25 protein-coding genes are annotated in these 24,970 nt (G+C 49.0%); 9 read left to right on the forward strand and 16 right to left on the reverse strand.

From position 1 onward, the window contains the following. Positions 1-41: 41 nt before the first annotated feature. Positions 42-2,483 carry a T9SS type B sorting domain-containing protein gene (locus tag ACYVFD_RS32670; RefSeq protein ID WP_461094728.1) on the reverse strand — a complete coding sequence of 814 codons (2,442 nt, stop codon included), beginning with the start codon at positions 2,481-2,483 and terminating at the stop codon, positions 42-44. A gap of 191 nt (positions 2,484-2,674) precedes the next feature. Beyond that, complete coding sequence (locus tag ACYVFD_RS32675) at positions 2,675-3,079, reverse strand: VOC family protein (protein ID WP_461094729.1); 405 nt, start codon at positions 3,077-3,079, stop codon at positions 2,675-2,677. Positions 3,080-3,298: 219 nt separating this feature from the next. Here ACYVFD_RS32675 and ACYVFD_RS32680 point away from each other — a divergent pair, with 219 nt between their 5' ends. Together ACYVFD_RS32680 and ACYVFD_RS32685 are read left to right on the forward strand one after the other, a co-directional pair. After that, positions 3,299-4,108, forward strand: coding sequence for a sugar phosphate isomerase/epimerase family protein (locus tag ACYVFD_RS32680; RefSeq protein ID WP_461094730.1), 810 nt, complete (start codon positions 3,299-3,301; stop codon positions 4,106-4,108). A gap of 161 nt (positions 4,109-4,269) precedes the next feature. Then, the gene (locus ACYVFD_RS32685) at positions 4,270-5,829 is read left to right on the forward strand and encodes a hypothetical protein (RefSeq protein WP_461094731.1); all 1,560 of its coding nucleotides are present in this window, start codon (positions 4,270-4,272) and stop codon (positions 5,827-5,829) included. On the opposite strand, the gene ACYVFD_RS32690 is transcribed toward ACYVFD_RS32685, so the two are convergent. The 3 genes from ACYVFD_RS32690 to ACYVFD_RS32700 all read right to left on the reverse strand — a co-directional run bounded on the left by ACYVFD_RS32690 (position 5,795) and on the right by ACYVFD_RS32700 (position 8,285). After that, a complete protein-coding gene (locus tag ACYVFD_RS32690; RefSeq protein ID WP_461094732.1) occupies positions 5,795-6,028 on the reverse strand; it encodes a DUF2905 domain-containing protein in 234 nt (77 codons plus the stop codon). The genes ACYVFD_RS32685 and ACYVFD_RS32690 overlap by 35 nt on opposite strands. 224 nt (positions 6,029-6,252) lie before the next feature. After that, complete coding sequence (locus tag ACYVFD_RS32695; protein ID WP_461094733.1) at positions 6,253-6,828, reverse strand: dihydrofolate reductase family protein; 576 nt, start codon at positions 6,826-6,828, stop codon at positions 6,253-6,255. Between the two features lie 215 nt (positions 6,829-7,043). Then, entirely contained in the window at positions 7,044-8,285 is a 1,242-nt protein-coding gene (locus tag ACYVFD_RS32700) for an MFS transporter (protein ID WP_461094734.1), read from the reverse strand. Between the two features lie 90 nt (positions 8,286-8,375). On the opposite strand from ACYVFD_RS32700, the gene aroB reads away from it, so the two are divergent. From aroB to ACYVFD_RS32715, 3 genes are all read left to right on the forward strand, one after another. Then, positions 8,376-9,416 carry a 3-dehydroquinate synthase gene (aroB, locus tag ACYVFD_RS32705; protein WP_461094735.1) on the forward strand — a complete coding sequence of 347 codons (1,041 nt, stop codon included), beginning with the start codon at positions 8,376-8,378 and terminating at the stop codon, positions 9,414-9,416. 122 nt (positions 9,417-9,538) lie between these two features. Further along, complete coding sequence (locus tag ACYVFD_RS32710) at positions 9,539-10,072, forward strand: DUF4136 domain-containing protein (protein WP_461094736.1); 534 nt, start codon at positions 9,539-9,541, stop codon at positions 10,070-10,072. A 158-nt stretch (positions 10,073-10,230) separates the two neighbouring features. Beyond that, on the forward strand, positions 10,231-10,806 hold the full coding sequence (locus ACYVFD_RS32715; RefSeq protein ID WP_461094737.1) for an REP-associated tyrosine transposase: 576 nt from the start codon (positions 10,231-10,233) through the stop codon (positions 10,804-10,806). A gap of 83 nt (positions 10,807-10,889) precedes the next feature. On the opposite strand, the gene gldA is transcribed toward ACYVFD_RS32715, so the two are convergent. Next, positions 10,890-11,807, reverse strand: coding sequence for a gliding motility-associated ABC transporter ATP-binding subunit GldA (gene gldA / locus ACYVFD_RS32720; protein ID WP_461094738.1), 918 nt, complete (start codon positions 11,805-11,807; stop codon positions 10,890-10,892). A gap of 143 nt (positions 11,808-11,950) precedes the next feature. On the opposite strand from gldA, the gene ACYVFD_RS32725 reads away from it, so the two are divergent. Further along, the gene (locus ACYVFD_RS32725) at positions 11,951-13,621 is read left to right on the forward strand and encodes an amino acid permease (protein ID WP_461094740.1); all 1,671 of its coding nucleotides are present in this window, start codon (positions 11,951-11,953) and stop codon (positions 13,619-13,621) included. Between the two features lie 3 nt (positions 13,622-13,624). Here the strand turns inward: ACYVFD_RS32725 and ACYVFD_RS32730 are convergent, their stop codons facing one another. Next, a complete protein-coding gene (locus ACYVFD_RS32730; protein ID WP_461094741.1) occupies positions 13,625-14,356 on the reverse strand; it encodes a class I SAM-dependent methyltransferase in 732 nt (243 codons plus the stop codon). Positions 14,357-14,429: 73 nt separating this feature from the next. Here ACYVFD_RS32730 and ACYVFD_RS32735 point away from each other — a divergent pair, with 73 nt between their 5' ends. Further along, positions 14,430-14,828, forward strand: a complete 399-nt coding sequence (locus ACYVFD_RS32735; protein ID WP_461094743.1) for a phage holin family protein — start codon at positions 14,430-14,432, stop codon at positions 14,826-14,828. A 193-nt stretch (positions 14,829-15,021) separates the two neighbouring features. Here ACYVFD_RS32735 and ACYVFD_RS32740 read toward each other — a convergent pair whose 3' ends face one another. The 4 genes from ACYVFD_RS32740 to moeB all read right to left on the reverse strand — a co-directional run bounded on the left by ACYVFD_RS32740 (position 15,022) and on the right by moeB (position 18,727). Next, positions 15,022-15,687 (reverse strand): zinc metallopeptidase, encoded by a 666-nt coding sequence (locus ACYVFD_RS32740; RefSeq protein ID WP_080058160.1) that lies wholly within the window; start codon positions 15,685-15,687, stop codon positions 15,022-15,024. Between the two features lie 216 nt (positions 15,688-15,903). Beyond that, a complete protein-coding gene (rfaE2, locus tag ACYVFD_RS32745) occupies positions 15,904-16,383 on the reverse strand; it encodes a D-glycero-beta-D-manno-heptose 1-phosphate adenylyltransferase (protein ID WP_461094745.1) in 480 nt (159 codons plus the stop codon). 6 nt (positions 16,384-16,389) lie between these two features. After that, positions 16,390-17,442: a lysylphosphatidylglycerol synthase transmembrane domain-containing protein gene (locus ACYVFD_RS32750; protein ID WP_461094746.1), complete on the reverse strand. Its 1,053-nt coding sequence runs from the start codon at positions 17,440-17,442 to the stop codon at positions 16,390-16,392. Positions 17,443-17,587: 145 nt separating this feature from the next. Further along, positions 17,588-18,727, reverse strand: a complete 1,140-nt coding sequence (gene moeB / locus ACYVFD_RS32755; RefSeq protein ID WP_461094748.1) for a molybdopterin-synthase adenylyltransferase MoeB — start codon at positions 18,725-18,727, stop codon at positions 17,588-17,590. 245 nt (positions 18,728-18,972) lie between these two features. Between moeB and ACYVFD_RS32760 the strand changes: the two genes are divergently transcribed. After that, entirely contained in the window at positions 18,973-19,725 is a 753-nt protein-coding gene (locus ACYVFD_RS32760) for a 3-keto-disaccharide hydrolase (RefSeq protein ID WP_461094749.1), read from the forward strand. 96 nt (positions 19,726-19,821) lie between these two features. Next, on the forward strand, positions 19,822-20,694 hold the full coding sequence (locus ACYVFD_RS32765) for a hydroxypyruvate isomerase family protein (protein WP_461094750.1): 873 nt from the start codon (positions 19,822-19,824) through the stop codon (positions 20,692-20,694). Positions 20,695-20,773: 79 nt separating this feature from the next. Here the strand turns inward: ACYVFD_RS32765 and ACYVFD_RS32770 are convergent, their stop codons facing one another. The 5 genes from ACYVFD_RS32770 to ACYVFD_RS32790 all read right to left on the reverse strand — a co-directional run bounded on the left by ACYVFD_RS32770 (position 20,774) and on the right by ACYVFD_RS32790 (position 24,874). Next, positions 20,774-21,652, reverse strand: a complete 879-nt coding sequence (locus tag ACYVFD_RS32770) for a glycosyltransferase family protein (RefSeq protein WP_461094752.1) — start codon at positions 21,650-21,652, stop codon at positions 20,774-20,776. 44 nt (positions 21,653-21,696) lie between these two features. After that, the gene (locus ACYVFD_RS32775; RefSeq protein WP_461094753.1) at positions 21,697-22,500 is read right to left on the reverse strand and encodes a ThuA domain-containing protein; all 804 of its coding nucleotides are present in this window, start codon (positions 22,498-22,500) and stop codon (positions 21,697-21,699) included. A 103-nt stretch (positions 22,501-22,603) separates the two neighbouring features. Then, positions 22,604-22,741 carry a hypothetical protein gene (locus ACYVFD_RS32780; protein WP_461094754.1) on the reverse strand — a complete coding sequence of 46 codons (138 nt, stop codon included), beginning with the start codon at positions 22,739-22,741 and terminating at the stop codon, positions 22,604-22,606. A gap of 4 nt (positions 22,742-22,745) precedes the next feature. Beyond that, the gene (locus ACYVFD_RS32785) at positions 22,746-23,882 is read right to left on the reverse strand and encodes an MBOAT family O-acyltransferase (RefSeq protein WP_461094756.1); all 1,137 of its coding nucleotides are present in this window, start codon (positions 23,880-23,882) and stop codon (positions 22,746-22,748) included. After that, complete coding sequence (locus tag ACYVFD_RS32790; protein ID WP_461094757.1) at positions 23,879-24,874, reverse strand: hypothetical protein; 996 nt, start codon at positions 24,872-24,874, stop codon at positions 23,879-23,881. The genes ACYVFD_RS32785 and ACYVFD_RS32790 overlap by 4 nt, the downstream gene beginning before the upstream one ends. Between the last annotated feature and the right edge of the window lie 96 nt (positions 24,875-24,970).

Raw genomic sequence — 24,970 nt, forward strand, 5'->3', positions numbered from 1 at the left:
TTTGCTACAATTGATTTACAATCAACGAACATCCGCGCCTATTAGCGCAGTACTTCAATGACTCCTTTTTTGGTAAACCCGGCCGGGTAAGTCGCATTTTTCATATCGAGCCGATACACGTACAGACCATTGCCAACGGGTTGTCCTTTAAACGTGCCATCCCAGGTCGACCATCCTGCCGAAACGGCCGTTTCGCTGATGCCTTCATATACAGGCTCTCCCCAACGATTGAAAATAGTTAACGTCATACTGGCTGTTCCTGAACTATAGATCACCAGCGTTTCATTCATCCCATCCCGATTGGGTGTAAACAGATCAGGTACATACGCTATGGGTGGTGCGGGCGGGCAGTTGGAACTGACCTGAATGGAATCGCTCACCTGACATCCAGCCGAGGAGCGAACGCTAATGGTATACCAGCCGTAGTCGTTCACGTCCAGTACCTGCTCTGTACCGATAATTCTTCCAGCCTTCGACCAGCTATAGACAACATCCGGTAAGGCTCCGGCATTCAGGGCAATGTGGTCTGCGCTGGCAAAACAGGTGTCGATCTGCCAAGTAGCTAGTTGTAGTTTCGGATAGGGATTCAGCGTCACCATCTGCGAATCGCGACTGACACACCCCGTTTTTGTGCTGCGGGCGATTAGGGTGTATTGACCATTCTGCCGGGCTAACATGGTAGCGCCATTCATTGAACGCCCATCCGGTAATTGCCAGCTAAACGTATCCCAGTCGGTATTGGGTGTCGCCCGGAGCGTAAGTGTATCTCCACAAACGGTTTGGTTTGGAGTTACGAATCGAAACGGCGACGGGCGGGTAAAGCTGGCTGATACGTCTTTTTCAGCAAAGCAGGATGCATCTTCGGCACTGGTGACCCGCACCCGGTACGTTTGTACGCCGTTCACGTTCGAGACAACCAGCGAATCCAGCCGGTCGTTGGATATATTAATGCCGGGTCCGGTCCATTGCGGTACGCCACCGGTTGCATGAGCATTGAGCCGAAATCGGCCACAGGAGTCCGGTATGATCGTCGCCGTTGGGTTGACCTCAACCAAAATGACGGCCAACTCTTCGGTAGATGTCAGGTGGATGTCGGCACATTTGCTTTCACGGACTTTCAGCAGGTAGGTGCCTGACTTGGTGGGTTTCAGGGTTGAGAATGTAGCACCTGCAACCGCTGTTCCATTCAGATACCATTGGTAAGTCAGGTAATTCGCATCCAGATTCTGAGTCTTCGACGAAAGTAGAAAATTGTTACAACCACCGAGTTTAGCCAGCTCAATGTTCACCCTAGGCAAAAGCCGGGGAATGGTATCCACATTGAACGGTAATCCAGCCAGTGCCGTTCTGCCCCCGAGGTTCACTGCCTGCGCTACCAGGTCGCAACTGGCCCCTTCCTGATTGGGTTGGTTGATCGCCATCAGATACTCTTCGCCCGGCTGAGAACCATAAATTTTACCATCGGGTCCAATTTGCAACGCCCCTACACCGGGCGACGCATTGCGTAGAGCCTGTACATTGAGCGTTGCCGTAATGACCAGATCACTAACCCGTATCTGATAGATCTTTTTACTCGATATAGTGGATAAATAAATCAGTGAATTGTCGGGCGAGAACTCAAGCCCGTAGGCGCCAACCGTGGCCGGTACTTCCAGCTTTCGGGCATTTGAGATCACTCCCGCCTGGTTGTCGAAATCGAACAGTTCCACAAATCCACCTTCCACACTGTCCGAAACAGCAACGGCCAATTTTTTACCATCGTGCGACGGTTTCATATACCCCTTACTCGCCCGATGTGGACTACCCGCCCGGTATAGCGATTGGTGTACCGATCCTACGTTATACACCTTAGGGGTAAGAATAAGGCCATTATCGTTGAGCAGATAAACCCGAAACGCATTCGTCGTTAGTTCATGGGTAATGATCCAGTGATTCAGGTTATTGCAGTGATAGATGGTCGTAATCTTTTCGGACGATGGCGACAGGAGCGGTTTATTCTTAACAGAAAGTCCCCCCAAACCACCATTCAGGCTCATATTGACGATGGCATACTGAATACCGATCGGTTGATCTGAACTGCCAACCGAAAAGACATAAAACTGCTCGGTACTATTCTGATACGGCACAATCAGCGCCGACTGCGTACTTCGGCTACTTCCACCCAGATTGACCGCACCTGGCATGATCTCATGATTTCGGTTCCAGATGATACTGCCGTCGGTGTAAAATAACAATTGCCCATTGGCATCAGACTGGGAGGCACACCCCTCCTGCACACGCAGTTGGCCATTGATTACAGCCTGCGGAGAACCACTACGAAACGTAACCCCTGCGCCATTTCCAAAATACCAGTTATTGGCATTCGCTGGCACCTGTGCTTTGGCGGTACTACTCAATAGACCATTAGCCAATAGCCCATAAACAATCAAACTGGTAAAAAGAAAAGTACGAACGCGCAGAGAGTAGTTATTCCAAGGGTTCATAGGTGTGCACAACGGATGAGTAAGAACAGCGCCGATGGCTCGCGTCACACACTAGACCACCGGGCTGCTAAGGTCGAAATACACATATGACCTATTTATTACTCAAGCCGTTGTAAATTTTAATCTCCGCTTTACGAAACCCTTGAAAAAGCAACATCAACAGCTAGCCTGGCAGACCAGGCAGTTGATGATTACCCCTGCAATCGTTGCTGGGCCTCTGCCGTGATTGGCGTAAAAAAGTTGACCAGATTACCGTCGGGATCACGAAACAGGAGCGAACGGTTTCCCCAGGGCATAGTCGTAGGTTTCTGCACCACAGAATCATCTAGAAAATCCACCAACTTTTCGTATTCAGCATCCACATCGTCAACGCGAAATTCGATGATTGCCGAGCGGTTACTGGCAGCTTCAGCCACATCCTCCCCTCCGAATAGCGCCAGAGTGCGTGTACTCCCAATTGCCAACGTAGCCGAAGGGGTACGCAACTCCGCGAAATCATCCGTATACTGTGTCACGGGCATACCCGTAACCTGCTGATAAAACTGAACAAGACGACTGAGGTCGGCGGTAATGACCCGAACCGAGGAAAAATTCATAGCGTACAGACGTTTATTGGTAGGCTACAAAGAAAATCACGCTTACTGACAGCCCTATGTCAGTAGATAAGGAGTTATTTATGGAAGTATGTAAAGCTTCCTAAAAGGCACCGGATAAAAATCGGGACAAGTTGCGTTTTCTGCCGGTATAGAAAAAAGAGCTGGGAAACCTCGTTTTTTCCACCAACTTTGAGCAGATAAACTAAGCCCTTTACATTCTTGAAAACACTCTTCTTTTGCCCGATGTGGGGCATGGAAAATCTCTCCTATACCGAAGCCGCCAAACGGGTGAAAGCCGTAGGTTACGACGGCATGGAAATTGCGGCCGGTCCCGACAAACGAAAAGAAGCCACGCAGGTCATGCGCGACCACGGACTCGAACCAATTTTAATGGCGTTTGGCGGAGGCAGTAATTTTGCTGAACACAAGAAAAAATACCACGACGACCTGCTCGACATTGCCTCGTACAAGCCCCTGTTCATCAACGTCCATACCGGTCACGATTACTTCACCTTCGAGCAAAATGTCGAGCTGATTCAAACGGCTATCGATGTCCAGAAACAAACCGGTGTTCGGATTCTGCACGAAACGCACCGGGGTCGTTTTTCCTATAGTGCTCCGGCCATTCAGTACTACCTGCTTAAACTCCCCGACTTGCGATTAACCGCCGATTACTCGCACTGGGTCAACGTAGCCGAGTCGTATCTGGCCGATCAGGCTGGTAATGTGGACCGTGCCATTGCCGTCAGCGACCATATTCACTGCCGGGTGGGTCAGCCTGAAGCCCCGCAGGTTACCGATCCAAGAGCGCCCGAATGGAAAGATGCGCTGGAAACTCATGCCAAATGGTGGGACGCTATTCGCAATCGACTTCAGCGTGCCAATGCCCCCATGCTTACCGTGACCTGTGAGTTTGGGCCAGCCCCCGGCTATCTGCCTACCCTGCCTTACTCGAACCTACCCGTTGCCAGCCAGTGGGATATCAACGTATTTATGAAGGATTACCTGAAAAAGCGCTGGCAGGTGTAGAGCACCCGAAATTTCTGTAGAACAGTATGATTTTTGCTGGTGAGATTTCAGTATTCAGTTTTGACAGTACAAGCGATACGTTGATAATTTTTTCTGTTAGCCACCTTATACCGTAAGCCCAAACCTGTAAACTGTAAGTTGTAATTCGTAAATTTGATTATATGCTTCGGACGCTCTACATAGTCACGCTGTTTTTGGTCGTTGTCTGTACCCCTGTGCTCGCGCAGTTGGCCCAGTCGCTACGGCTCGAAATTCCATCGGACCCCAACGAAGCCGAAGCGTTTGACGTCACCCCTTTGAACGACAAGGGACTTTTGGTCACTATTCGAACGGGGGCTTTTTACGACAACACCCCTGCCAACCTGAATTTCCAGAAATACGACGTCAACTTAAAGCTACTTTGGAAAGCCCAGTTCAAACAGGACTATGATTTTACGCCCGTACTCGACTGCAACACAGATCAGTACGTGTATCACCTGTTTCGCGACTACGACAGGGGCAAATTCCAGTTTCTCCGGCTTCATCTCGATGATGGCGTTATTGAAACCTTCGACGGTACCCTGCTCGATCAGTTCGATGTACAGTATTTTAAGGTATTGGGCAGCCAGGCGTACGTGGGTGGATATCGTCATGGGCGCCCGGTCGTGATGGCGTTCTCGTTCTTCGACCACTCGGCCAAAGTGCTTCCCGGCATGTACGTGAATCGGATGGAACTCAGTGGGCTCGAAATCGACGAATCCCGACGGGAGGTTAATGTGCTGGTGCATTCATTGAAACGACACTGTCAGTTCTCGATCCGAACCTATAATTACGACTGTAAACTGGTCCGTACGCTCGATTTCGACGGAGCCGAAAAAAGCCTGGTTTCGGGTAAACTGTTGCCCGTCAATGAACAGGAATCGTTGCTGGTGGGCAATTACTCTACCGATTGCACCCCCTATTCGCAGGGAATTTACGTGACCCGAATCCATCATGGCGACCATGCCGACGAAGCCAGCAAGTCGATTCAGTACATTGAGTTTTCGCAATTGCAGCACTTTTTCGATTACCTGAAACCGCAGCGGCAGCAAAAATTGCTGGCCAAAGCCAACAAAAAGAAAGAAGAAGGCAAAGATTACAAGTTTCATTATCGGCTGCTAGTCCACGACCTCCAACCGACCCCTACAGGTCTGACACTGGTATCCGAAGTCTATTATCCACAATACCGGGGCAGTACGCTAGTCTACGGGGGCATCGTTCGGGGATCGGATCGCTACGAAGGCTATCGGTACACACATGCGTTTATCTGTGGCTTCGACAAGCAGGGTAACCTCCTGTGGGACAATTGCTTCCCCATCAAAGAGCTGGTTAGCAAGGAATTAACCGAAATGGTGCAGGTGTCGCATCAGGACGACCGTATGGTACTGGCCTATCCGAACGATGGCGAAATTACGACTGAGGTGATTCAGGAAAGTAAGGTGCTGAAGGAAACCGAAAAGTTCAAGCTGAAAACGGCGGCTGAAAACGAAAAAGTAACGTTCTCAGCCCAGGACAATCTAATGGCCTGGTACGACCGGCATTTCCTGGCCTGTGGTTTTCAGAAAATAGCCCCCTCCAGAACCTCAGGCAGCCAGCGCGAAGTGTTCTATCTAAACAAATTGACGTATACCGAAGAAAATGCCGCCCAACCCGCTAAATCGACTAGTGCTAAGGCCCGAAAAAGCGACGGATCAGAACGATAATCAGGTTGAGGAGCACGCTTACCACAATACAGGTCACGATAGGAAAATAAAACCCGCCCCCATTTTTGCCCTCAATCCGAATATCGCCCGGCAGTCGGCCTAACCAACTGAGTTTATCACCAAACAGATAAACGACAACGCCAACCATCACAATGGCCGCTCCAATCAGGATGATGTATTTGCCAATGGTAGGATTCATGAGTCAACTCTTATCTCTTTCGCAGAACAGATTACCTGATAATTATAACAAATTAAGAGGCTGTTTAAACTAGCTTTTGGGCTTTACCCCCAACCCCTAACAAGAATTAACGCAAACTATGAGATTTTTGACCACGTAGCGACGGCAACGGCACTCAATTAACTACTAATCAATGACTAAATCTCATAGTTCACGACAGCTAGGTCTTTCACGTGGATATAGCCTTATACCCGCAGCGGTCCAACAGGCCGATAGGTATTTATGATCACCCCCGTAGGAGTAACCTTCGTGCTAACGAAAGCAAGTCTACACGGGTCAACACTGTCCGAAAAAAAGCGTTTTCCTCGGCCCAGCAAAACCGGGTAGACCAGCAGGACAACCTCGTCGGCCAGTCCCTGCTCAAGCAACACCGGCGTCAGCGTTGAGCTTCCCCAGACGATCAGATCAGGGCCATCCGTTGACTTGATAGCGCGAATACCCTCAATGATGTCCGTACTTAAGTTCTCAACCGGGCCCCATTCGAGGCTGTCCGGCCTATGAGTAGCTACGTATTTGGTCGCATCATTTATACTGTTGGCTATTGGGCTATTACCAGCCTTAGGCCAGTATCCGGTCCAGAGATCGTAGGTATGGCGGCCTAGCAGCAGATCGAAACGACTGCCCTGGGCCTCCATAACGGCCTCTAACCCAGCCGGACTTTGAAAAGGCATCGTCCAATTGCCATAGGCGAAGTTTTCGCTGTTTTCGTGCTGGATTATACCGTCCAACGTAACATGTGCCATAATTCGGATCGTTCTCATGTCGTTCACTATTGGTTTACTATTCACACAAAGTTAAATCAGACGAGTTAAGTGGATGGAGGGCAATCGCGACAATATGAGGGCTTTTTATGCCCATTAACAACTTCGCAAACCGGCAGTAACACGTTAAAACCGGCGAATAAGTTAACGGGATAGGGGGATGCTTTTAGACCATAGATCACGCATAACAATGTCATTTTGCAGTACCAAACTACTTACTTTATCGCCACAGGCTTTGTTGGGTCAATGCGGAGCCAAAGCAGAGCACTCACCAGCAAACAGCCCGCAATCATAAACAGGGGATAGTTGAAATTGTGCGTTTGCTTGACGATGATTCCAAACAGAATGGTAATGAAAAAGCCACCCAACTGACCAGCAAAATTCATAGCGCCCGTTACGGTTCCCGAATTACGCTGCCCGATGTCGACACAAACGGCAAAAGCTACGGGTAAGGCCAAATCTTTCATCAATACGCAGGTAGCCAGTAAATAACCAGCCCGTTCATTGTCGGTAGTCAATCCGGCCAGCAGGAAGAATAAACTTGATAAGCCCAGCCCACCCAGGCCAACAGCCCGCCGACCGATCTTAAGGCCATAGCGTTTGGTCAGGGCATCGCTCAAACCACCACCTACCAGACAACCGACTGCGCCCAGAAAATACGAAAGCGAAATGAAATTTTTGGTCTGATCTTCAGTCAGGCCACGCCCTTCCTGAAAATACACCGACGACCAGTTCGTGAAAAAATAAGAGCCGTAGAAAAATAAGTGGCACATCAGCATCAACGCCCACAGGTCTGGGTTACGGATGATGGTTGTCCAGGGAATGCGATGATCAGTATGTTTAATCCGTCGGCCCGACTCAATTTCCTGCACTTCGGCCTTACTGATACCTTTTTGTTCGGCCGGGTCATCGCGAAACAAGGTATACCAGCCAATAGCCCAAAGGACACCCACAATACCCAGCACGGCAAACGCCCATCGCCAGCCCGCATAATGGACCAACGGAATCACCAGCAACGGTGTTAAAGCTCCGCCCAATCGACCTGCCGCCCAGATAACGGACTGTGCCCGCCCTACTTCAACCGCCGGAAACCACCGGGCAATTACGATTGAGGCATTGGGATAAGCGCCCGCTTCGCCAGCCCCAAACAGAAACCGAACGATCAGCAGATAGAGAAAATTAAAGGCCGTACCGGTAAGGGCCGTAAACCCAGACCACCAGAATACCACCCGTGTCAGCACACGCCGGGGTCCGATTTTATCGCCGAGCGTACCCGTTGGAATTTCAAACAGGGCATACGACAGCGAGAAAGCGCCCAGAATCCAGCCAAACTGCTCATTGTCGAGGCCCAGATCGGCTTTGACATATTTGCTGACCACGTTCATGCAAACGCGGTCGAGGTAAGTGATGGTAGAAAGCAGAAACAAACCGGCCAATACTCGGTAACGAACCTTCATAGGGCTTAGAGGAAAGAAGTAGGGAGAGAAAGCCAAAAATACTTACGGTCTTGACTTTATCCCAATCGAAGACTGATGTACTTTTACAGCATGTCAACCGTAGCCATTGCCCCAATCACCGAAAGCCTGCCTGCTTTCCTGGATGCGCACAATTTTTCGGCCATTGCCGTCATTGTCGATAACCATACGTTTCGTTTCTGTTACCCTGAACTAAAGTCCCTACTTCCCAAACATACGCTGGTTCGGATCAAAGCCGGCGAGGAGCAGAAACACATTGCTACCTGCGAACTGATCTGGGATGCCCTCACACGCGCTAATTTCGACCGTCATGCACTGGTACTGAACCTGGGCGGGGGCGTCATTGGCGATATGGGTGGGTTTTGCGCGGCTACGTACAAGCGAGGCATTGCCTTTGCCCAGATACCCACTACCCTCCTGGCCCAGGTCGACGCCAGCGTGGGGGGCAAACTCGGCATCGATTTTAATGGATACAAAAATCACATTGGTGTATTTAAATTACCCGATGCTGTACTCATCGAGCCCCATTTCCTAACAACCCTGCCCGAGCGCGAGCTTCGTTCAGGTTTTGCGGAAATAATCAAACACTGCCTGATTGCGGACGCCGACATGTGGGACGAAATCCGTCGACGCGATCTGGACGAACAGGACTGGCCTCGACTAGTCGCTCACTCGGTAGCCGTTAAACAGCGCGTCGTGGAGCAAGACCCGACCGAGAAAGGCCTGCGTAAGATTCTGAACTTTGGCCATACCATCGGCCACGCTGTCGAAACTTACTTTCTGACCCAGCCCCGCAAGCGATTATTACACGGCGAAGCCATCGCTGTAGGCATGATTACAGAGGCTTTTATCGCTTTTCAAAAAAAAATGATCGATCAGTCGCTATTGACCGCAACCGAAGAGTACATTTTTTCCGTATATGGGAATGTTAAGCTGAACGACGAAGATATTGATCCAATTTTGGCGCTGACGTTGCAGGACAAAAAAAACCGGGGGCGGGATATTCGTATGGCCTTACTCGATGGGCCGGGAAGTTGTGCCTATGATGTGTCGGTTACAAGTGCTGAAATGCGCCGTGGACTGGATTTTTACCGGGGAATAAACAAGAATTAAAATTTGGCCCTATACTATTGTTTGCCAAACATTTACGATTATATTTGAGTTCGGTCAGAATAACCACATAGAGTCAATTCATTTTATAAAGCTTATTGATTGAAACTTTTACAAATGCCCGTATGAGAACGTACATCGGAATTCTGTTTGCAGTAGCCGCAATGGCTATGGCGGGGTGCTCATCGACCAGATTGTTTGTGGAGCACGACTATAGCTACGAGGGTCATTTTAAAAACTACGAATCATTCAATTTTCTGGAGTGCGAATTCGTCGACTCAACCCTTCTCTGTTCCGATATTCAGGATGCAATCCGGCACCAGATGGAAGCCCGTGGTTACCGGGTTAGCAACCGTAGCCCGAATCTTCTGATTTCTTATAACATCTTCCGTTCCGACCTGCGTTTCCGGGGCTATCAGCAGCCGGTTATCAAAGATTGGGTAGTTCGGGAAGATGACGACGCTACCTACAAGCGCATCGATTATAACCTGGATGAAGGCACGCTGATGATCTCGCTCATCGATGCCGAATCGTATCAGGTAATCTGGAAAGGTTATGCCTCGAAGATGATGCGCAACCAGAACTTTAAGAATAACTACTTCAAGGGCATCGTGCGGTCCATTTTCGACCAATACCCGCTCATGGCAGCCGCAAAGTAACGCGGACATCTTGTCCGCAGATTTTATTTCCAATGCGGATATTCTGTTAGCAGTACCTATTTTAGGCTACTTGCGGGCAGGATGTCCGCGTTACTTTTTCTGCTCGTTTTCGTATAGTGTTCATGCACGAACCCTATCGCCGACGCTTACCACATATCATGCCTCCGGGAGAAACTTTATTTATTACGTTTCGCCTTTATGGGACTGTGCCTTTTGCGGTACTACTCCAACTACAGCAAGAACACAGCAAACTAATTCAAGAGCATATTTCGAGTCAAGAGTCGCTGGAAATTATCAAAAAAAGGCTGGAAGGCAGATATTTTATATCCTTTGACAAGTACCTAGATCGCTGTTCAGGGCATGCTAACTGGCTACAACAGGATGAAATAGCGCAATTGGTTAAGCAAAGTTTACATTTTGGGCATAATTCAACGTATAATCTTCACGCCTACTGCATCATGCCTAATCACGTTCATGCATTGCTAACGCCACTAGAAGACGATGTGCCTTTCTATAAAATACTTCAGCGCATAAAAACGTACACCTCGGTCCGGGCGAATCGTATTCTCAATCGTGTAGGACAGCCGTTCTGGCAGGCAGAAAGTTACGACCATGTGGTACGGACTCATAAATCATTTGGCAGCATTATCAATTACATTCTTCAAAATCCAGTAAAGGCAGGATTAGTTGAAAATTGGGAGGACTGGCCTCATAGTTATTGTCGGTATGAGTAACGCGGTGGTGCGGCATTCCGACATCCGGTCCGCAGGGTATGGATATAGGCTACTATTTAGAACCTGCGGACAGGATGTCCGCGTTACTTTGTCAATTCCTTAAAAATTCCTTCCAGCGAATTTTCCTGCTGACGTAAGCCAACGAGTGTTAGGTTCTGGTCGGCTGCGAGTCGGAAAATGGTGGCTCGTAAATCAGTATTGGGCCGGGCCATGATTCGATATTGACCGGCTCCTAAGGGTTCTACCTGTTCTACTCCCGCGAGTGCGGTCAGTAAAGTAGGATTTTCCAGTTCTCCTTCAAATTCAGCCACAACAACTATACTATCGCCACCGGAGGCACTTCGGAGCTGGTTTAGCGACCCGTCAGCGACGAGTTGCCCGCGATTGATAATAATCACCCGGTCACAGATTGCTTCGACTTCCTGCATGATGTGGGTCGAGAACAGGACTGTTTTATCACGTCCGGCATCGCGAATAACCTGCCGGATTTCGGCTAGCTGGTTCGGGTCGAGGCCCGTGGTGGGTTCGTCCAGAATCAAGACAGGAGGGTTGTGCAGTAGAGCCTGGGCCAGCCCGACACGTTGACGATACCCTTTCGACAGTTGCCCAATCCGTTTGTGCTGTTCGCGGCCGAGCCCAACCAGTTCAATCATATCGGTAATTCGCCGATTCAGACCAGCGCCCCGCAGACCGTGTAGCGATCCTGCAAAACGTAGATATTCTTTTACGTAAAGGTCCAGATAGAGCGGGTTATGCTCCGGCAAATAGCCTACACTCCGGCGGACCTCCATAGGCTGTGTACGAACATCAAAGCCGTTGACCTCTACTGTTCCTTCCGTAGGTTGAATATAGCCCGTAGCAATTTTCATGGTCGTGGATTTACCGGCTCCATTTGGCCCCAGGAAACCGACGATTTCGCCGGGCTGTACGGCAAAGGAAATCTGATTGACAGCCCGTTGCTGATTGTATTCTTTGGTAAGATTCTGAACCCGAATAGACATAGTTAACTGCGCTACTACCACATCAACGAAAGCCGATGGCTAATTGGCATAGGACGAATGTACAGGTAACCGATTAAAAACCGGAAAGAATTTCTATTTTTAGCGGTTTAACGTCCATAGAACGCGTTTTCTCCCGTCTATACATGTCGATTTTTCGAAAAAAAACCGTTACACAGGCCATCGGCGATGCTGGTTCAGGCGACTCCTCGCACCTGATGAAAGTACTTGGTGTCCGTGATCTGACTTCACTGGGTATTGCTGCCATCATTGGAGCCGGTATTTTCAGTACCATTGGCCGGGCCAGTTTCAATGGAGGTCCTGCGGTATCGATGCTGTTCGTTTTTACCGCCATCGCCTGTGTATTTACGGCCCTGAGTTATGCGCAGTTTGCCAGTACGGTACCCGTAAGTGGTAGCGCCTACACCTACGCCTATGTGTCGTTCGGAGAAATTTTTGCCTGGATCATTGGCTGGGCGCTCATCCTCGAATATGCCGTGTCGAACATGGTGGTAGCCATTTCCTGGTCAGAATATTTCACGTCCATGCTATCGGGCTTTGGAATCAACTTTCCCGGCTGGCTGGCTACCGATTATGGATCAGCCCACCGAGCCTACGAAGAAGTGCAGGCCGCCCGACCAGCCGCAACGGCTCTTCCAGCCAATCTGTTAGCGCTGGCGACTGCCTACGATCAGGCTCCTTCACTGGGAGGGTTAAAAATCATCATGGACTTACCGGCCGGTATGATCACTGTGCTCATTACAGCCCTGGTGTACATTGGTATCAAAGAATCGCGAAATGCCAGTAACTTCCTTGTCCTCCTAAAACTCTGCGTGATCGGGCTGGTCATTGGTGTGGGCGTATTTTATGTAAAACCGGCCAACTGGTCGCCCTTTGCCCCGAATGGCGTAAAAGGGGTATTAAGTGGGGTGGCTTCGGTCTTTTTTGCATTTATCGGTTTCGACTCCATATCCACTACCGCCGAAGAATGCCGCGACCCCCAACGCGATTTGCCCCGTGCCATGATTTACTGCCTGGTTATCTGTACCGTTCTGTACGTGCTGATCACACTGGTCCTGACAGGTATGGTCAATTTTAAAGAACTGGGTGTCGACGATCCGCTGGCGTATGTGTTCCAAAAGTTGAATTTGAACTTTATGGCAGGGATTATTTCGGTCAGTGCAGTGGTCGCCATTACGAGTGCGCTGCTGGCTTATCAGCTAGGGCAACCCCGTATCTGGATGACCATGAGCCGCGATGGGTTACTGTGGCCGAAGTTCTCCGAAATTCATCCGAAGTTCCGAACGCCATCGTTTGCAACTATTATCACCGGCATTCTGGTAGCTGTCCCTTCATTGTTTCTGGACATGCAGTTCTTCATCGACCTGACCAGCGTGGGTACGTTCTTCGCGTTTATTCTGGTGTGTGGTGGCATTTTATACCTGGATGCCAAAGGAATCTCGGCCCAGTCGAAGTTTCGGGTACCTTATGTAAACGGCAAATACATCATTGGCATCGGTTTTCTCCTGCTATTCGGCTATGTCGTGTTTACAGGAAATCTGTTGCCAGGCATTGAAGAAAAACCATTGGTAGCTGTTTTCTGGATTACCTGGGCCGTTTTGTCGGTATTCGCTTTTCAGCGGAATTTTTCACTGTTACCCGTACTGGGCATCCTAACAAACCTCTACCTAATGACGGAATTGGGCGTAACCAACTGGCTTATTTTCGTGGTATGGCTGGTAATCGGGCTGGTGATTTACTTCTCATACGGTTTCCGGAAAAGTAAGTTAGCGAAGAAGGAGTTACTCGCTTCCTGAATGTTATCGGCCAAAGAACATAATGTGCTGTTGCGGAAGTCGGTCATCGTTTTTCAGTAACCGTAATCCGGCCGCTTTCATTTCCCTGGTGGCTTGGCTTACACTTAGTTTATGAAGTTCTTTGATGGGTACCGCTGGGTCTTCAGCCCGGTATTCAACCAATACAACGCGACCAGTTGGCTTTAGGGCCGATACGATATGCTCCATCATTTCGCGTGGATACGAAAACTCGTGATACGCATCAACCAGAATGGCCATGTCAATGCTGTGCGGCTTGAGTTTCGGATCGGATTCAGTACCCAGAACAGGTTCTACGTTAGCGGCTTTGCGTTTGGTTTTGCCCTGATTCAGGTAAGTAATCATTTCGGGTTGAATATCCACTGCGATCACTTTGCCATTAGGGACTTCAGGTGCTATCCGAAAGGTAAAAAATCCTGTTCCGGCCCCGATGTCGGCCACCACATCGGTTGGTTTCAGATCAAGGGATTTCAGAAGCAGATCCGTGCGCTCTTCACGTTCGCGCTCCGGGCGTTCGAGCCAGGCCGCTCCCAGATGCCCCATCACCTGCGCAATCTCACGGCCCTGATAGATCTTACCAATACCGTCGAGACTGGGCTTACGAATCTGATAAACCGACGTTGAATCGGCCTGTAAGGCACTAGTTGTTTGCTGTTGGGCAGATTGTTGTCCACAGGCTGCCAATGAAATAACGAGTAAAAGTCCCAGTTGCTTCATACTAATCGAATGTTATAGGCTAAAAACTATCCGTGCACCGAAACGGTTGTTCCACTAAATCAAATACCTGTCAATGAATCTCATCCTTCACTTATTGCTCGATGCGGCCGTTATTTTCGGCTTAGCTTACCTAATGCCTCAGGTCGATGTTAAAAACTTTGGAACGGCAGTCCTCATTGCGCTGATCCTTGGCCTATTGAATTTCTTTGTCGGCTGGATCATCCGGTTTCCACTTAACCTATTCACGTTTTTTCTGCTAACGGGTCTGGTCCGTGTTATCGTCACGGCCTTGCTCCTTAAACTAATCGACAACTTTATGGATAGCTTTACCATCGTCGGTTTCTGGCCTGCTCTCGTTATCGCTCTGGCAGTTGCGGTAGCCGGAACGCTCATTGATCGCTCCGCCCCTACTCCCGAAATGGTCAATTCAGGGTATGTTGTATCGGTGATGTCAAGCCTACGATTGACATAAGAAACAGTTACCAAAATAAGTGCGACCCCGATGGGGTCGCATGTTTATAGCTCATGTGCGTTTCTATAGACATTCGACCCCATCGGGGTCGCACTATCCCAAACCACAGTTAGACAAACACATTCCTTAGACAGTTCCAAAACAAAAAGCCACGTCGTTGCTGACGTGGCTTTTTGTTTAATAGGTTGAAAAACTAGTCGCTCCGACGACCGCCAAGCAGTAGGCTCGCGTAATACAGCAGCGTAGCCAGTGAACCCAGCGCAGCTACTACATACGTCATAGCCGCCCACCAAAGCGCGTCTTTGGCGAATCCGTATTCCCGTTGATTCACGACACCCCGGTTCTGAATCCAAGCCAAGGCCCGACGGCTGGCATCGAACTCAACCGGCAGGGTAATAAAGCTAAATAGCGTGGTGAGGGCAAACATAGCTACCCCAATCGCCAGCGGAATAGGTGTGGTCCGCAACAGTAAAACACCTGCCAGCAGCACCCACTGCATGTACTGCGATGATACCGTCAGGACAGGTACCATCGCTGAACGAAATTGCAGTGGTCCATACGCCAGTTTATGCTGCACAGCGTGACCGCATTCGTGTGCCGCAACAGCCGCAGCGGCTACGCTACGCCCGTAATACACGTCGGCGCTGAGGTTGACGGTTTTCTCCTGCGGATTATAATGGTCGGTCAGCATACCCTCGACCGAAACGACCCGAACATCGTAGATGCCGTTTTCGTTGAGCATTTTCTGCGCCACTTCGGCTCCGCTCAGGCCATTACTCAGACCAATTTGTGAATATTCGTTGAATTTGCTTCGTAAACGCCAGCTCACAAAGGCACTAGCGCCGAAGATGAGAATCATTATTAACCAGATCATCGATAGTTAGTCAGGTTTATGGTTCATTCTGACGGCCAACTTACTCGTCCGTCAATAGTAAAACAACAGTTTTACCTAAAAAGTATCCCGTTCCCTTACCATTTATCAGAGTATGGGGCCATTCATGGGAATGAATAATGTAAAATGAATAATGAACAATTGCTGGAAACGGCCATTATCCATTATCCATTATTCATTAGGCTAATAGCTCTGTTTGATGCGCTCGATGAGCTTGGTAGTTGAATAGCCAGGTACTAAAGCAATCGTTTCCACCCGACCACCGCGCCCCATCACGAAATCGGCCCCTACGATGGTGGCTACGGAGTAATCGTTGCCTTTGACAAGAATATCGGGCTTTACAGCTTCGATCAGTTGGAGGGGGGTATCTTCACCAAAGAGGGTTACGGCATCCACAAATTCAAGAGCGGCCATCAATCGGGCGCGGGCGTACTCATTCACCACCGGACGGAGTGGCCCTTTAATACAACTCACCGACGCATCGGTATTTAGCCCCAAAATTAGTCGATTACCCAAGCTTCGGGCCTTTTCCAGGTAATCTATATGGCCTAAATGAACAATGTCGAAGCAGCCGTTCGTAAATACAATTTGCTGGCCTTGAGTTCGCCATTGGTCGGCCTGCTGAATGGCCTGTTCACGCGTAAGAATTTTCGATTCGGTCATATAAGGTTACTGCTCCAGTTTAAGGGCTTTGGGGTCGTCGAGTACGTCGGGCAAATCAGTTGTTTTATTCCGTCGAAGCAAGACAACGAGTAAGGCCAGAATTCCCAGAATAATGATCATCACGGCCGAAACGCCATGAATGAACGTCGCCAGTATCTGCCCATCCTGACTGGTTAAACCGTATAATAGTGCTACCTGACCGACCAGTAAGTGGAACGAACCAATCCCCCCCGGTGTAGGAGCCGCCATCCCCAGCGAACCAACAACCAGAATTGTTAATCCGGCCAGCATACTGAGTCCGGCTGTGGCAGGCATAGCAAAGAATAAGGTATACGACATCAGGTAATACATCGTCCAGATGAGTAGGGTATGAAGTACAAACGCTCCTGGCCGACGTAATTTTCGAACACTCAGCAATCCCTCCAGCAACCCTTTCAGAAATCCACTAACCTTCTGATACAAAGGATGTCTGCCTAACGCTTCGCGGTAACGATTGAACAAAAACCAGACTAATAAAGCTCCGCCTAGAGCGACTGCTCCTCCTAATAACAATAGGCTCGATCCACTTGACCCTTTCGGAAGTTTACCCCCCAGAAACTCCATAAAGAATTGGCTTAGGCGATCAAATTCTAATATAAATGTTGCGCCCAGCAACAGGATCAGCATGAGTAGATCGAATAATCGCTCGGCCACTACCGTACCAAAGCTTACATTGACAGGCACAGCCGACAGTCGATACAACGTGCCACAACGGACTACTTCGCCGGCACGCGGCAGGGCCATATTGGCCAGATACCCGGTCAGTACGCTCACGGTAGCCTCCAGTGAAGTCGGGCGCTGCGGTACAACAGGTTCCAATAAGACACGCCAGCGTTCGGCCCGGCTCCAGTGTGCTATAATCGTAAACAACCCGGATAACAATACCCACCGATAGTCAGCTGCGCTTATTTTTTGCCACAGATCACCAACATCCAGATGACTTTGTTGAAACGTAAACCAGAGAAGTCCCCCGGCAATGGCCAGCGAGATCAGGTATTTGAGTATATTTTTGAGATTCATGCGAATGTAACGCGGCAGGAAAGCCGCTTATGTAGTCTTTCAATGCGGTTTCCCAACCGCGTTACATAAAAAACTCCGCTACAAAGTAACGGAGTTTCCCTCAAACGAGTGGTAATAGCTTAGCAAATGGATAGAACCCGTCCACTCAATACACGGCCATTTCGGGTTCAATATCCCGCGCCCAGGCATTGATTCCTCCGTCGAGGTTATACAAATTGGTCAGACCATCCTGTGCGTAGAGGTATTGCGCCACATTCGCCGAACGGATGCCGTGATGGCAATAAATGACGACAGGCCGGTCTGTTGGGATGCGTTTGCGGTTGTTCGGGATCATACCAACAGGAATCAATACTGCTCCTTCCAGATGGCAAAGGTCATATTCAGGGCGCTCCCGCACATCAAGGAGGAATATATCCTCACCCAGTGCTAATCGATTGGCAAGTTCCTCAACCGACATTTTTTGCGGCCCCGATGCACCAGGATTTGATCGGGTGCTGGCCGAGGTTAGTCCCTGTCGGGCTAGCTCATCGGCTTCAGCCCGTCGTTTGGTTTTAATTTTCTGCTGATTCATCGACAGCAGGTCGATCATCAATAACTGTTCAGTAAGTGGCTCACCGATACCCGTAATGAGCTTGATTACTTCATTGGCCTGATACGTACCAATCACACCCGGCAATACGCCCAGAACGCCCGTCACATTACAGTTTGGAATCTCAATTTCGTTAGGGTAATCGGGAAACAGGCACCGGTAGGTGGGCCCTCGCTTTCCATCACCAAGATTGGCATTCAGAACGGCAACCTGTCCTTCAAAACGGTGAATCGCTCCGTAGACAAATGGTTTACCTAAGGTTACGCACACATCATTGACCAGGTAACGTACTTTAAAGTTGTCGGTACAATCGACCACAACATCATACGCTTCAATAATTGACCGGGCATTGCTAATGTCCAATGCCATCGTATAGGTATCGAACCGAAGTTCAGGGTTGAGCCGATTCAGATGGCTCACGGCAATTTTAGCTTTGGGTTTGCCAATCTCATCGGTCGTATACAGCACCTGTCGTTGTAGATTGCTCAGGTCGACTACATCCGGGTCTATTACACCGATTCGCCCTACGCCGGCAGCCGTCAGATACAGCAATACCGGACAACCAAGGCCACCAGCGCCAACGACAAGTACACGGGCATTCTTAAGTTTAAGCTGACCAGCAGATCCGAGTTCGGGTAAATTTAAATGTTTCTGATAACGTTGTTGTTCGGCAGGCACTAGCGTTGTTGTTTCCATAGTCGTACAATATACAACTTAAATCGTTAAGGGCGTTGCTTTAAACCAACAGATTTAGTGTACTGAAAATTGCATAGCCAGAAGCCCCCGAACAAAATATTTTTAGGCATCGGTTTTTAAAATGTTTCGAGTTTCAGGTTTAAGTAAGATCATGGTAGTAAACCTGAAACATGGTACTCGAAACGTTACCATTGTATGCCCTTTTTTAGTACTATTGCCCCGTAAAATCCAAATGTTTCTCAACTATGTATACGTATTTTTCGATGGCAGGTGGCATTTCGGCCAGCCTGTTAGCCTTCACCCTGACGTTCAATGCAAATCCAGTCAACACAGCACCTATAAACCCAGCGGGTACCTATGAGTCACCAGCGAAAAAAGGTCCCTGGGAAACTCTATTTGATGGAAAGACTTTAAAGGGTTGGCATAATTACCTGAAAACCGGTCAGTCTGTATCGGATAAATGGACGGTCGACGATGGGGCTATTCATTTGACAGCTGGTGGCGCTGGCGATCTGGTAACCGATAAAGAATACGGCAATTTTGAGCTGGAAATCGAGTGGAAAATTGCCGAAGGCGGCAATAGCGGTATCATTTATCACGTGCACGAAGACCCAAAATTCAAAGCGACCTACCAAACCGGACCCGAAATGCAGGTATTGGACAACGAACGTCACCCTGACGCCAAACAGGGTCGTGATGGAAACCGCACAGCAGGATCACTGTATGACCTACAAAAACCCGTTACGCCCAATGCTGCAAAACCGGCTGGTGAATGGAATAAAGCCCGGCTGGTGGTTAACAATGGCAAAGCCGAACAATACCTGAACGGAAAGAAAACGGCGGAGTATCCAACCAGCGGTCCCGAATGGGACAAAATGGTATCGGAGAGTAAATTCAAGGGCTGGGAAGGCTTTGGCAAGTATTCGACCGGCCATATCGCCCTGCAAGACCATGGCAACAAGGTCTGGTATCGCAACATCCGAATTCGCGAATTATAATTTTGAATGATAGAATGATTGAATGATAGAATGGCTTAGCCAACTACGCTTCTATTCAATCATTCTATCACTCTATCATTCAATTATTCTATCACTATGCAACGCCGAACGGCTCTCAAAACCTTAACGGGCACAGCGCTGACGCTCCCTGCCCTGACCAATTCGTTAGCTCAGCCAATGACCGCATCCGAACAAGCGCCTACCGTGTTAAAAGGCAATATCAATCACGCCGTTTGCAAATGGTGTTACGGCAAAATTCCGCTCGAAGATTTTTGTAAAGCCGCTAAAGAAATGGGCATTACAGGTATCGACTTACTTGATCCCGATCAGTGGGCGGTTGCCAAAAAATACGGCCTGACTTGCTCAATGCCGCAGGGAGCGGGTAAAGGCATTACCCAGGGTTTCAACGATCCTAAACTCCACGACGAACTGGTAGCTAGCTACGAAGCCATTTTCCCGAAACTGAAAGAAGCCGGGCTTGACCGGGTCATCTGTTTTTCGGGAAACCGGCGGGGCATGAGTGATGCCGAAGGTATGGAAAACTGCGCGGTAGGACTGAAACGCCTGATGCCCAGTGCCCAGAAATATGGTGTAACGATGATTATGGAGCTGCTCAACAGCAAAGTAGACCATAAAGATTACATGTGCGACCACAGTGCCTGGGGCGTTGAGCTTTGTAAAAAAGTAGGCTCAGAAAACTTTAAACTGCTGTACGACATCTACCACATGCAGATCATGGAGGGCGATATTATCCGTACTATCCGCAACAATCACCAGTACTTTGGTCATTACCATACGGGTGGCAATCCTGGCCGTAACGAAATCGACCAGACGCAGGAACTCTACTATCCAGCGATCATGAAGGCCATTGTCGACACCGGTTATAAAGGTTTTGTGGCACAGGAGTTCATCCCCAAACGCGACCCGCTCACCAGCCTGAAAGAAGCCGTCATTCTGTGTGATGTGTAATTTAAAGTAATAGGAGCGAGGAGTGAGTAGTAGGAGAAATGATGCTTCAGCAACTCCTACTACTCACTCCTCGCTCCTATTACTTTAAAAGAACATAATTCTTATACTCCCCTACCCGCCAGCCGGTTAGCTTTTCGATGAAGGTTAGGAAACGTACCCGGAGTGTGTAGTGTTTCCGACTGGTGTCGAATGTAAAATTCCAGTTCAGGCGGTCGACACGGGGCTGCATCACGGCTGGATGCTTTCCCTTAAAAAGGGCTAAGGAGTCAATTTCGCTATAGTCGAAATTTTCCTGCGAGGCTTCTACCTCCGCAATTTTTCCGGGGTCGGTATGCCAGAAGTGATTGGCGTAGCGGAGACGGTTTTTCTGTAAGTCGGGGGGTTTCACCCAGCCGTAATGGTAAATGTAAGCGTCAATCAACTTTACCTTCAGCTTCTGATTATCGCGCGTACGGAATCCCTGTGCATCCTTGTACGACACCACATTACCCGTGTTTCGAACCACTCGTATTTCGCGCCGATACCAGCGTCGGGAATCGCCCACGTAACTATACGAGCCGAAGAAGTGTACGTACTTAAACAACAAACCGTCCACGCTTTTGTCGGCCAGATAACGCTGCATGGCCTCCCGAACGGCCGGAATGGACTCTTCGTGCAACACCTCATCGCCCTGAATATAAAAGGCCCAGTCGACATCGGGCGATACAGCCGCCAGTGCTTTGTCGGTTTCCTGCGCCATTACCCGCCCGCCAGCTCGTGCTTTCTCATCCCAGACTGTCTGAACAATGCGGATTTTATCGGACGGAATGGATTGAATTAGCTTTAGGGTATCATCGTCTGACTCACCAACGGCAACGACAAACTCATCGCAGAGTGGCAAAACCGACGTAATGGCTTCGACTATCGGGTAATCGAATAAAATGGCGTTACGGATAAAACTGAATCCGGCTACTTTCATGAAAACAGATCAATTGACTACGAGCCGGTAAAGATAAGGTTGTTCTAAGGCGTTTCGCTTCCTGCTCCCCAAAAGATGGCGTTTCGAAGGATTTTAACGTAAGCGTCATTTTTGAACAGATCGGGGTGGTGCCCCATAAAGATATAGACATTCCGCGCTTTCATTCGCTCGTTCGACCAGATTACCGGATGATCACCGCCCATTTTTATGTTCGAGTCGGGTGAGTAAGTTGATTCATCAACAGTGGCCAGAACCTTCACATTTGGTCGCGGATTTTTGGTATAGGTATACCACTCTTCTTTCTCGATCTCAAATGTAGCGGGTAGCCCCTTCATACAGGGGTGACTCGTTGCTTCGATATGCACAGTCGCTCTGGCAAAACCAGGAATGTAATTTTTGTACCGGATACCGCCCATAAATTCCGAAAACCAGGGCCACATCGCGTATCCGTCGAACTCACCCAGCAATGATGCATGATGAAGACCAACCCAGCCTCCGCCTTTGCCTTCGGTAATGTATTTCTGAAAAGCCTCCTTGGCTGTATCCGTCCACATATACGGCGGATAATTCAATTGTAGAAAGAGCTGATAGTTAGCCAGAAAAGCATCGTTGATCGGCTCGGTGTTTTCAATATAATCGATGGTGAAATTACCTTCTGCAGCCTGTTGGGCGAGCCACTTTTTCGCTTCAGCCACAAACGGAGCATGAACACCGCCATCTTTCTCGGCAATAGCTACGACTCGAAAGCGAGGTTTGTCACCCTGGCCCCATGCTGAGAAACTGAGACTAAATAGAAGACTGAGGAAGCTAATAAACGTAGATGCCTGTATGACTGGGCGACTAATCATGAGTAACTGAAAGGGATGGAGAAGATGGCTGTTCGACTAAATGGTATGATTCTAAAGGTATAGAATTGCGTAAGCTACCGTTGAACAAGGTGCCTTTCACAGCTTACCAGTCCGCATACCGGAACTGGCCTGAAGGCAGAAAATAATAGTAAAAGATCAGAAACAGCAGAAGTAGATACCAGACAGCGGTCAGGAATCCAGCCGTCTTTACCCCAACGTATTTTCGTAAGAACTGATACATAGTCTTAGTGTACGAACAGTTGAGCCAGCGTTTGCCCAACAGCCTGCCAATTATCTTTCTGAATAATGATGCAGGTGAAACAGAAATAATGGAACGTAGCCAGCACCCCCAGCCAATGCCTGGCACTTGCCCAACTAACAGTCGAAGAGGCTGGGCCCGATGGCCGTTTGAACTGACGCCAGATCAGCACACCTAGTCCCTGCAAAACTCCCCACACTACATATTGGCTGGACCATTCATGCCATAAACCCAATACCAACATGGCCCCCAACGTAGCCAGAACGGGTTGCCGGGTCAGGCTGAGCAAGGGCGTAAATACATAATCCCGGCACCAGCTCGACAGCGAAATATGGTATCGTTTCCAGAATTCGTTCAGATTGGAAGCCAGAAAAGGCGACTGGAAATTTTCGGGCACCCGGATACCCACCAGCAGTGAAAGCCCAATGGCTATATCCGAAAAACCCGCAAACTGAACATAAGCATTGGTCGCAAAACGAACAACGGACAGGTACGTAGCTAATGCGGGGTGATGAGGTTGAAGTTGGGGGATTAAATGTCCTAGCTTAGTCGTTATCAGCATATTCCCGATGAGCACAATCTTTGCGTAGCCGTACAGAATTCGCTCCAGACCTGTCGAAAATAAGGCCGAATCCCAGCGTCGACGTCGGCTATCGCGATAGAAATCGGGAAACCGATTGATGGGGCCAATCAAGAGCGTTGGCAAAAAAAACAGATAGGTTAAATAATCGGCATAGGAATGAACGGGCAACGTTTGCTTGTAGCGCTCAATCGCGTAATGAATCTGTCGGAAGGTATAGTAGGATAATCCCAGCGGAACACCAACTGAGGTTTGCCATCCCTGCTGAACCGGCCATTCGGATTTAAAAACCACCCAGACGGCGATTGACTGGCAAATTGCTAACACGACACGCCAGGCCGGTGTTAACCCGCTTAGCCGAAATATTCCATAACTCAAGCTGGCCGTTAGAAACAAACTAATTGCCGACAAGGGAGAGGCAACCAGCATAAAGCCAGCTGTAAGTACCGATACCGCCGGTAATTGCCAGCGACTGGGCAAAAGCCAGGCCATTGGAACCAGGCCCACAGCACAAAACGCTATAATCCAGTTGAGTTCAGTCATTTTACGGTAGGTACTGATGCCTGGCAGATTTTGTCGGCTAACCAGGCTGAATAAACGGGGTTGCCTATATGATTCAGATGAGCCTGATCCACAAAATACCGAAAAGGCATGGATCGATTAAAGTGCCAGTACGCCATCTGATAGTGTTGCTGATAATACGTAATCAGTTGGCGTACCAACGGAGCCCGATCTTCACCATGAATAACGGATTCTAAAACTGCCGGGCGTGGCAGGTGCAACAGTACAAGCCGAGTGCCCCGTTGACCGAGCCGCTGTAAAGAACCATACAAAGTAGGCAGTTCTGTTTGAGTGCGTATATCCCGATGCCTGATTTCGGCAAGCGTAGTCGCCAGGTCGGTCGTATCAATCTGATTCAGTAGATGCTGCTCGCGTGGAAAACCCTGAAATAATTTTGGTTTAGAATGAGGGGGTACCCAGCCTATTCGAATTTTTATGGCTTCAACTTGGATCAATAGGTGTCGATTAACAGCATTAACCACATTTTCTACCTGACTGGGGTTTAGAAAATAGGGTAACCGAAACAGTAGTAAATTTTCTTCAATACACAGAACGTCAGGCGGATAACGTTCCAGAAGTTGGAAGATAGGGGAATCTTCAGTAAAAGCATGTATGTTGACGGCTTCCCGAAACAGTTTTACAACCCGTACTCGTTTGCTGCAACGACGCTCGAAAAACTCGGTGTCAGCCACGCCGTACTCGACCAGCGAAGTACCCAGCACAACGACACGAGTAACTGAATCCGAACGCATAGCCCATTCCCGCCGGAGAAGCGTCTCGGCATCCTCCATAAATTGCCGACTCAACTGTTTCTCCGACCGAACCGCCATCATGAACAACAGACCCAGGCTGAGTAACGCAACGACTCCCGTAACCATCCAGACCCACAACGGGGGCGTTGCAGCAGGAGACAAACGATTAACGGGAATTGGTTTTGCAACCGGCAATACATTCGGCATTTTTATATTATTCATGACTATACGGATGGCTCCCTTCGGTTATGCCATCTGAAGAATCGATCCGGTCCAGCTTGTTTTTATACCAGCATTGAGCAAAATGACTGCCAGTCT

The sequence above is a fragment of the Spirosoma gilvum genome (assembly GCF_054776815.1).

What these genes read in the sequence shown, in the direction of transcription:
- ACYVFD_RS32670 (WP_461094728.1), bottom strand. Translation starts at nt 2,483, where the DNA reads ATGAACCCTTGGAATAACTACTCTCTGCGCGTTCGTACTTTTCTTTTT.
- ACYVFD_RS32675 (WP_461094729.1), bottom strand. Translation starts at nt 3,079, where the DNA reads ATGAATTTTTCCTCGGTTCGGGTCATTACCGCCGACCTCAGTCGTCTT.
- ACYVFD_RS32685 (WP_461094731.1), top strand. Translation starts at nt 4,270, where the DNA reads ATGCTTCGGACGCTCTACATAGTCACGCTGTTTTTGGTCGTTGTCTGT.
- ACYVFD_RS32690 (WP_461094732.1), bottom strand. Translation starts at nt 6,028, where the DNA reads ATGAATCCTACCATTGGCAAATACATCATCCTGATTGGAGCGGCCATT.
- ACYVFD_RS32695 (WP_461094733.1), bottom strand. Translation starts at nt 6,828, where the DNA reads ATGAGAACGATCCGAATTATGGCACATGTTACGTTGGACGGTATAATC.
- ACYVFD_RS32700 (WP_461094734.1), bottom strand. Translation starts at nt 8,285, where the DNA reads ATGAAGGTTCGTTACCGAGTATTGGCCGGTTTGTTTCTGCTTTCTACC.
- aroB (WP_461094735.1), top strand. Translation starts at nt 8,376, where the DNA reads ATGTCAACCGTAGCCATTGCCCCAATCACCGAAAGCCTGCCTGCTTTC.
- ACYVFD_RS32710 (WP_461094736.1), top strand. Translation starts at nt 9,539, where the DNA reads ATGAGAACGTACATCGGAATTCTGTTTGCAGTAGCCGCAATGGCTATG.
- ACYVFD_RS32715 (WP_461094737.1), top strand. Translation starts at nt 10,231, where the DNA reads ATGCCTCCGGGAGAAACTTTATTTATTACGTTTCGCCTTTATGGGACT.
- gldA (WP_461094738.1), bottom strand. Translation starts at nt 11,807, where the DNA reads ATGTCTATTCGGGTTCAGAATCTTACCAAAGAATACAATCAGCAACGG.
- ACYVFD_RS32725 (WP_461094740.1), top strand. Translation starts at nt 11,951, where the DNA reads ATGTCGATTTTTCGAAAAAAAACCGTTACACAGGCCATCGGCGATGCT.
- ACYVFD_RS32730 (WP_461094741.1), bottom strand. Translation starts at nt 14,356, where the DNA reads ATGAAGCAACTGGGACTTTTACTCGTTATTTCATTGGCAGCCTGTGGA.
- ACYVFD_RS32735 (WP_461094743.1), top strand. Translation starts at nt 14,430, where the DNA reads ATGAATCTCATCCTTCACTTATTGCTCGATGCGGCCGTTATTTTCGGC.
- ACYVFD_RS32740 (WP_080058160.1), bottom strand. Translation starts at nt 15,687, where the DNA reads ATGATTCTCATCTTCGGCGCTAGTGCCTTTGTGAGCTGGCGTTTACGA.
- rfaE2 (WP_461094745.1), bottom strand. Translation starts at nt 16,383, where the DNA reads ATGACCGAATCGAAAATTCTTACGCGTGAACAGGCCATTCAGCAGGCC.
- ACYVFD_RS32750 (WP_461094746.1), bottom strand. Translation starts at nt 17,442, where the DNA reads ATGAATCTCAAAAATATACTCAAATACCTGATCTCGCTGGCCATTGCC.
- moeB (WP_461094748.1), bottom strand. Translation starts at nt 18,727, where the DNA reads ATGGAAACAACAACGCTAGTGCCTGCCGAACAACAACGTTATCAGAAA.
- ACYVFD_RS32760 (WP_461094749.1), top strand. Translation starts at nt 18,973, where the DNA reads ATGTATACGTATTTTTCGATGGCAGGTGGCATTTCGGCCAGCCTGTTA.
- ACYVFD_RS32765 (WP_461094750.1), top strand. Translation starts at nt 19,822, where the DNA reads ATGCAACGCCGAACGGCTCTCAAAACCTTAACGGGCACAGCGCTGACG.
- ACYVFD_RS32770 (WP_461094752.1), bottom strand. Translation starts at nt 21,652, where the DNA reads ATGAAAGTAGCCGGATTCAGTTTTATCCGTAACGCCATTTTATTCGAT.
- ACYVFD_RS32775 (WP_461094753.1), bottom strand. Translation starts at nt 22,500, where the DNA reads ATGATTAGTCGCCCAGTCATACAGGCATCTACGTTTATTAGCTTCCTC.
- ACYVFD_RS32780 (WP_461094754.1), bottom strand. Translation starts at nt 22,741, where the DNA reads ATGTATCAGTTCTTACGAAAATACGTTGGGGTAAAGACGGCTGGATTC.
- ACYVFD_RS32785 (WP_461094756.1), bottom strand. Translation starts at nt 23,882, where the DNA reads ATGACTGAACTCAACTGGATTATAGCGTTTTGTGCTGTGGGCCTGGTT.
- ACYVFD_RS32790 (WP_461094757.1), bottom strand. Translation starts at nt 24,874, where the DNA reads ATGAATAATATAAAAATGCCGAATGTATTGCCGGTTGCAAAACCAATT.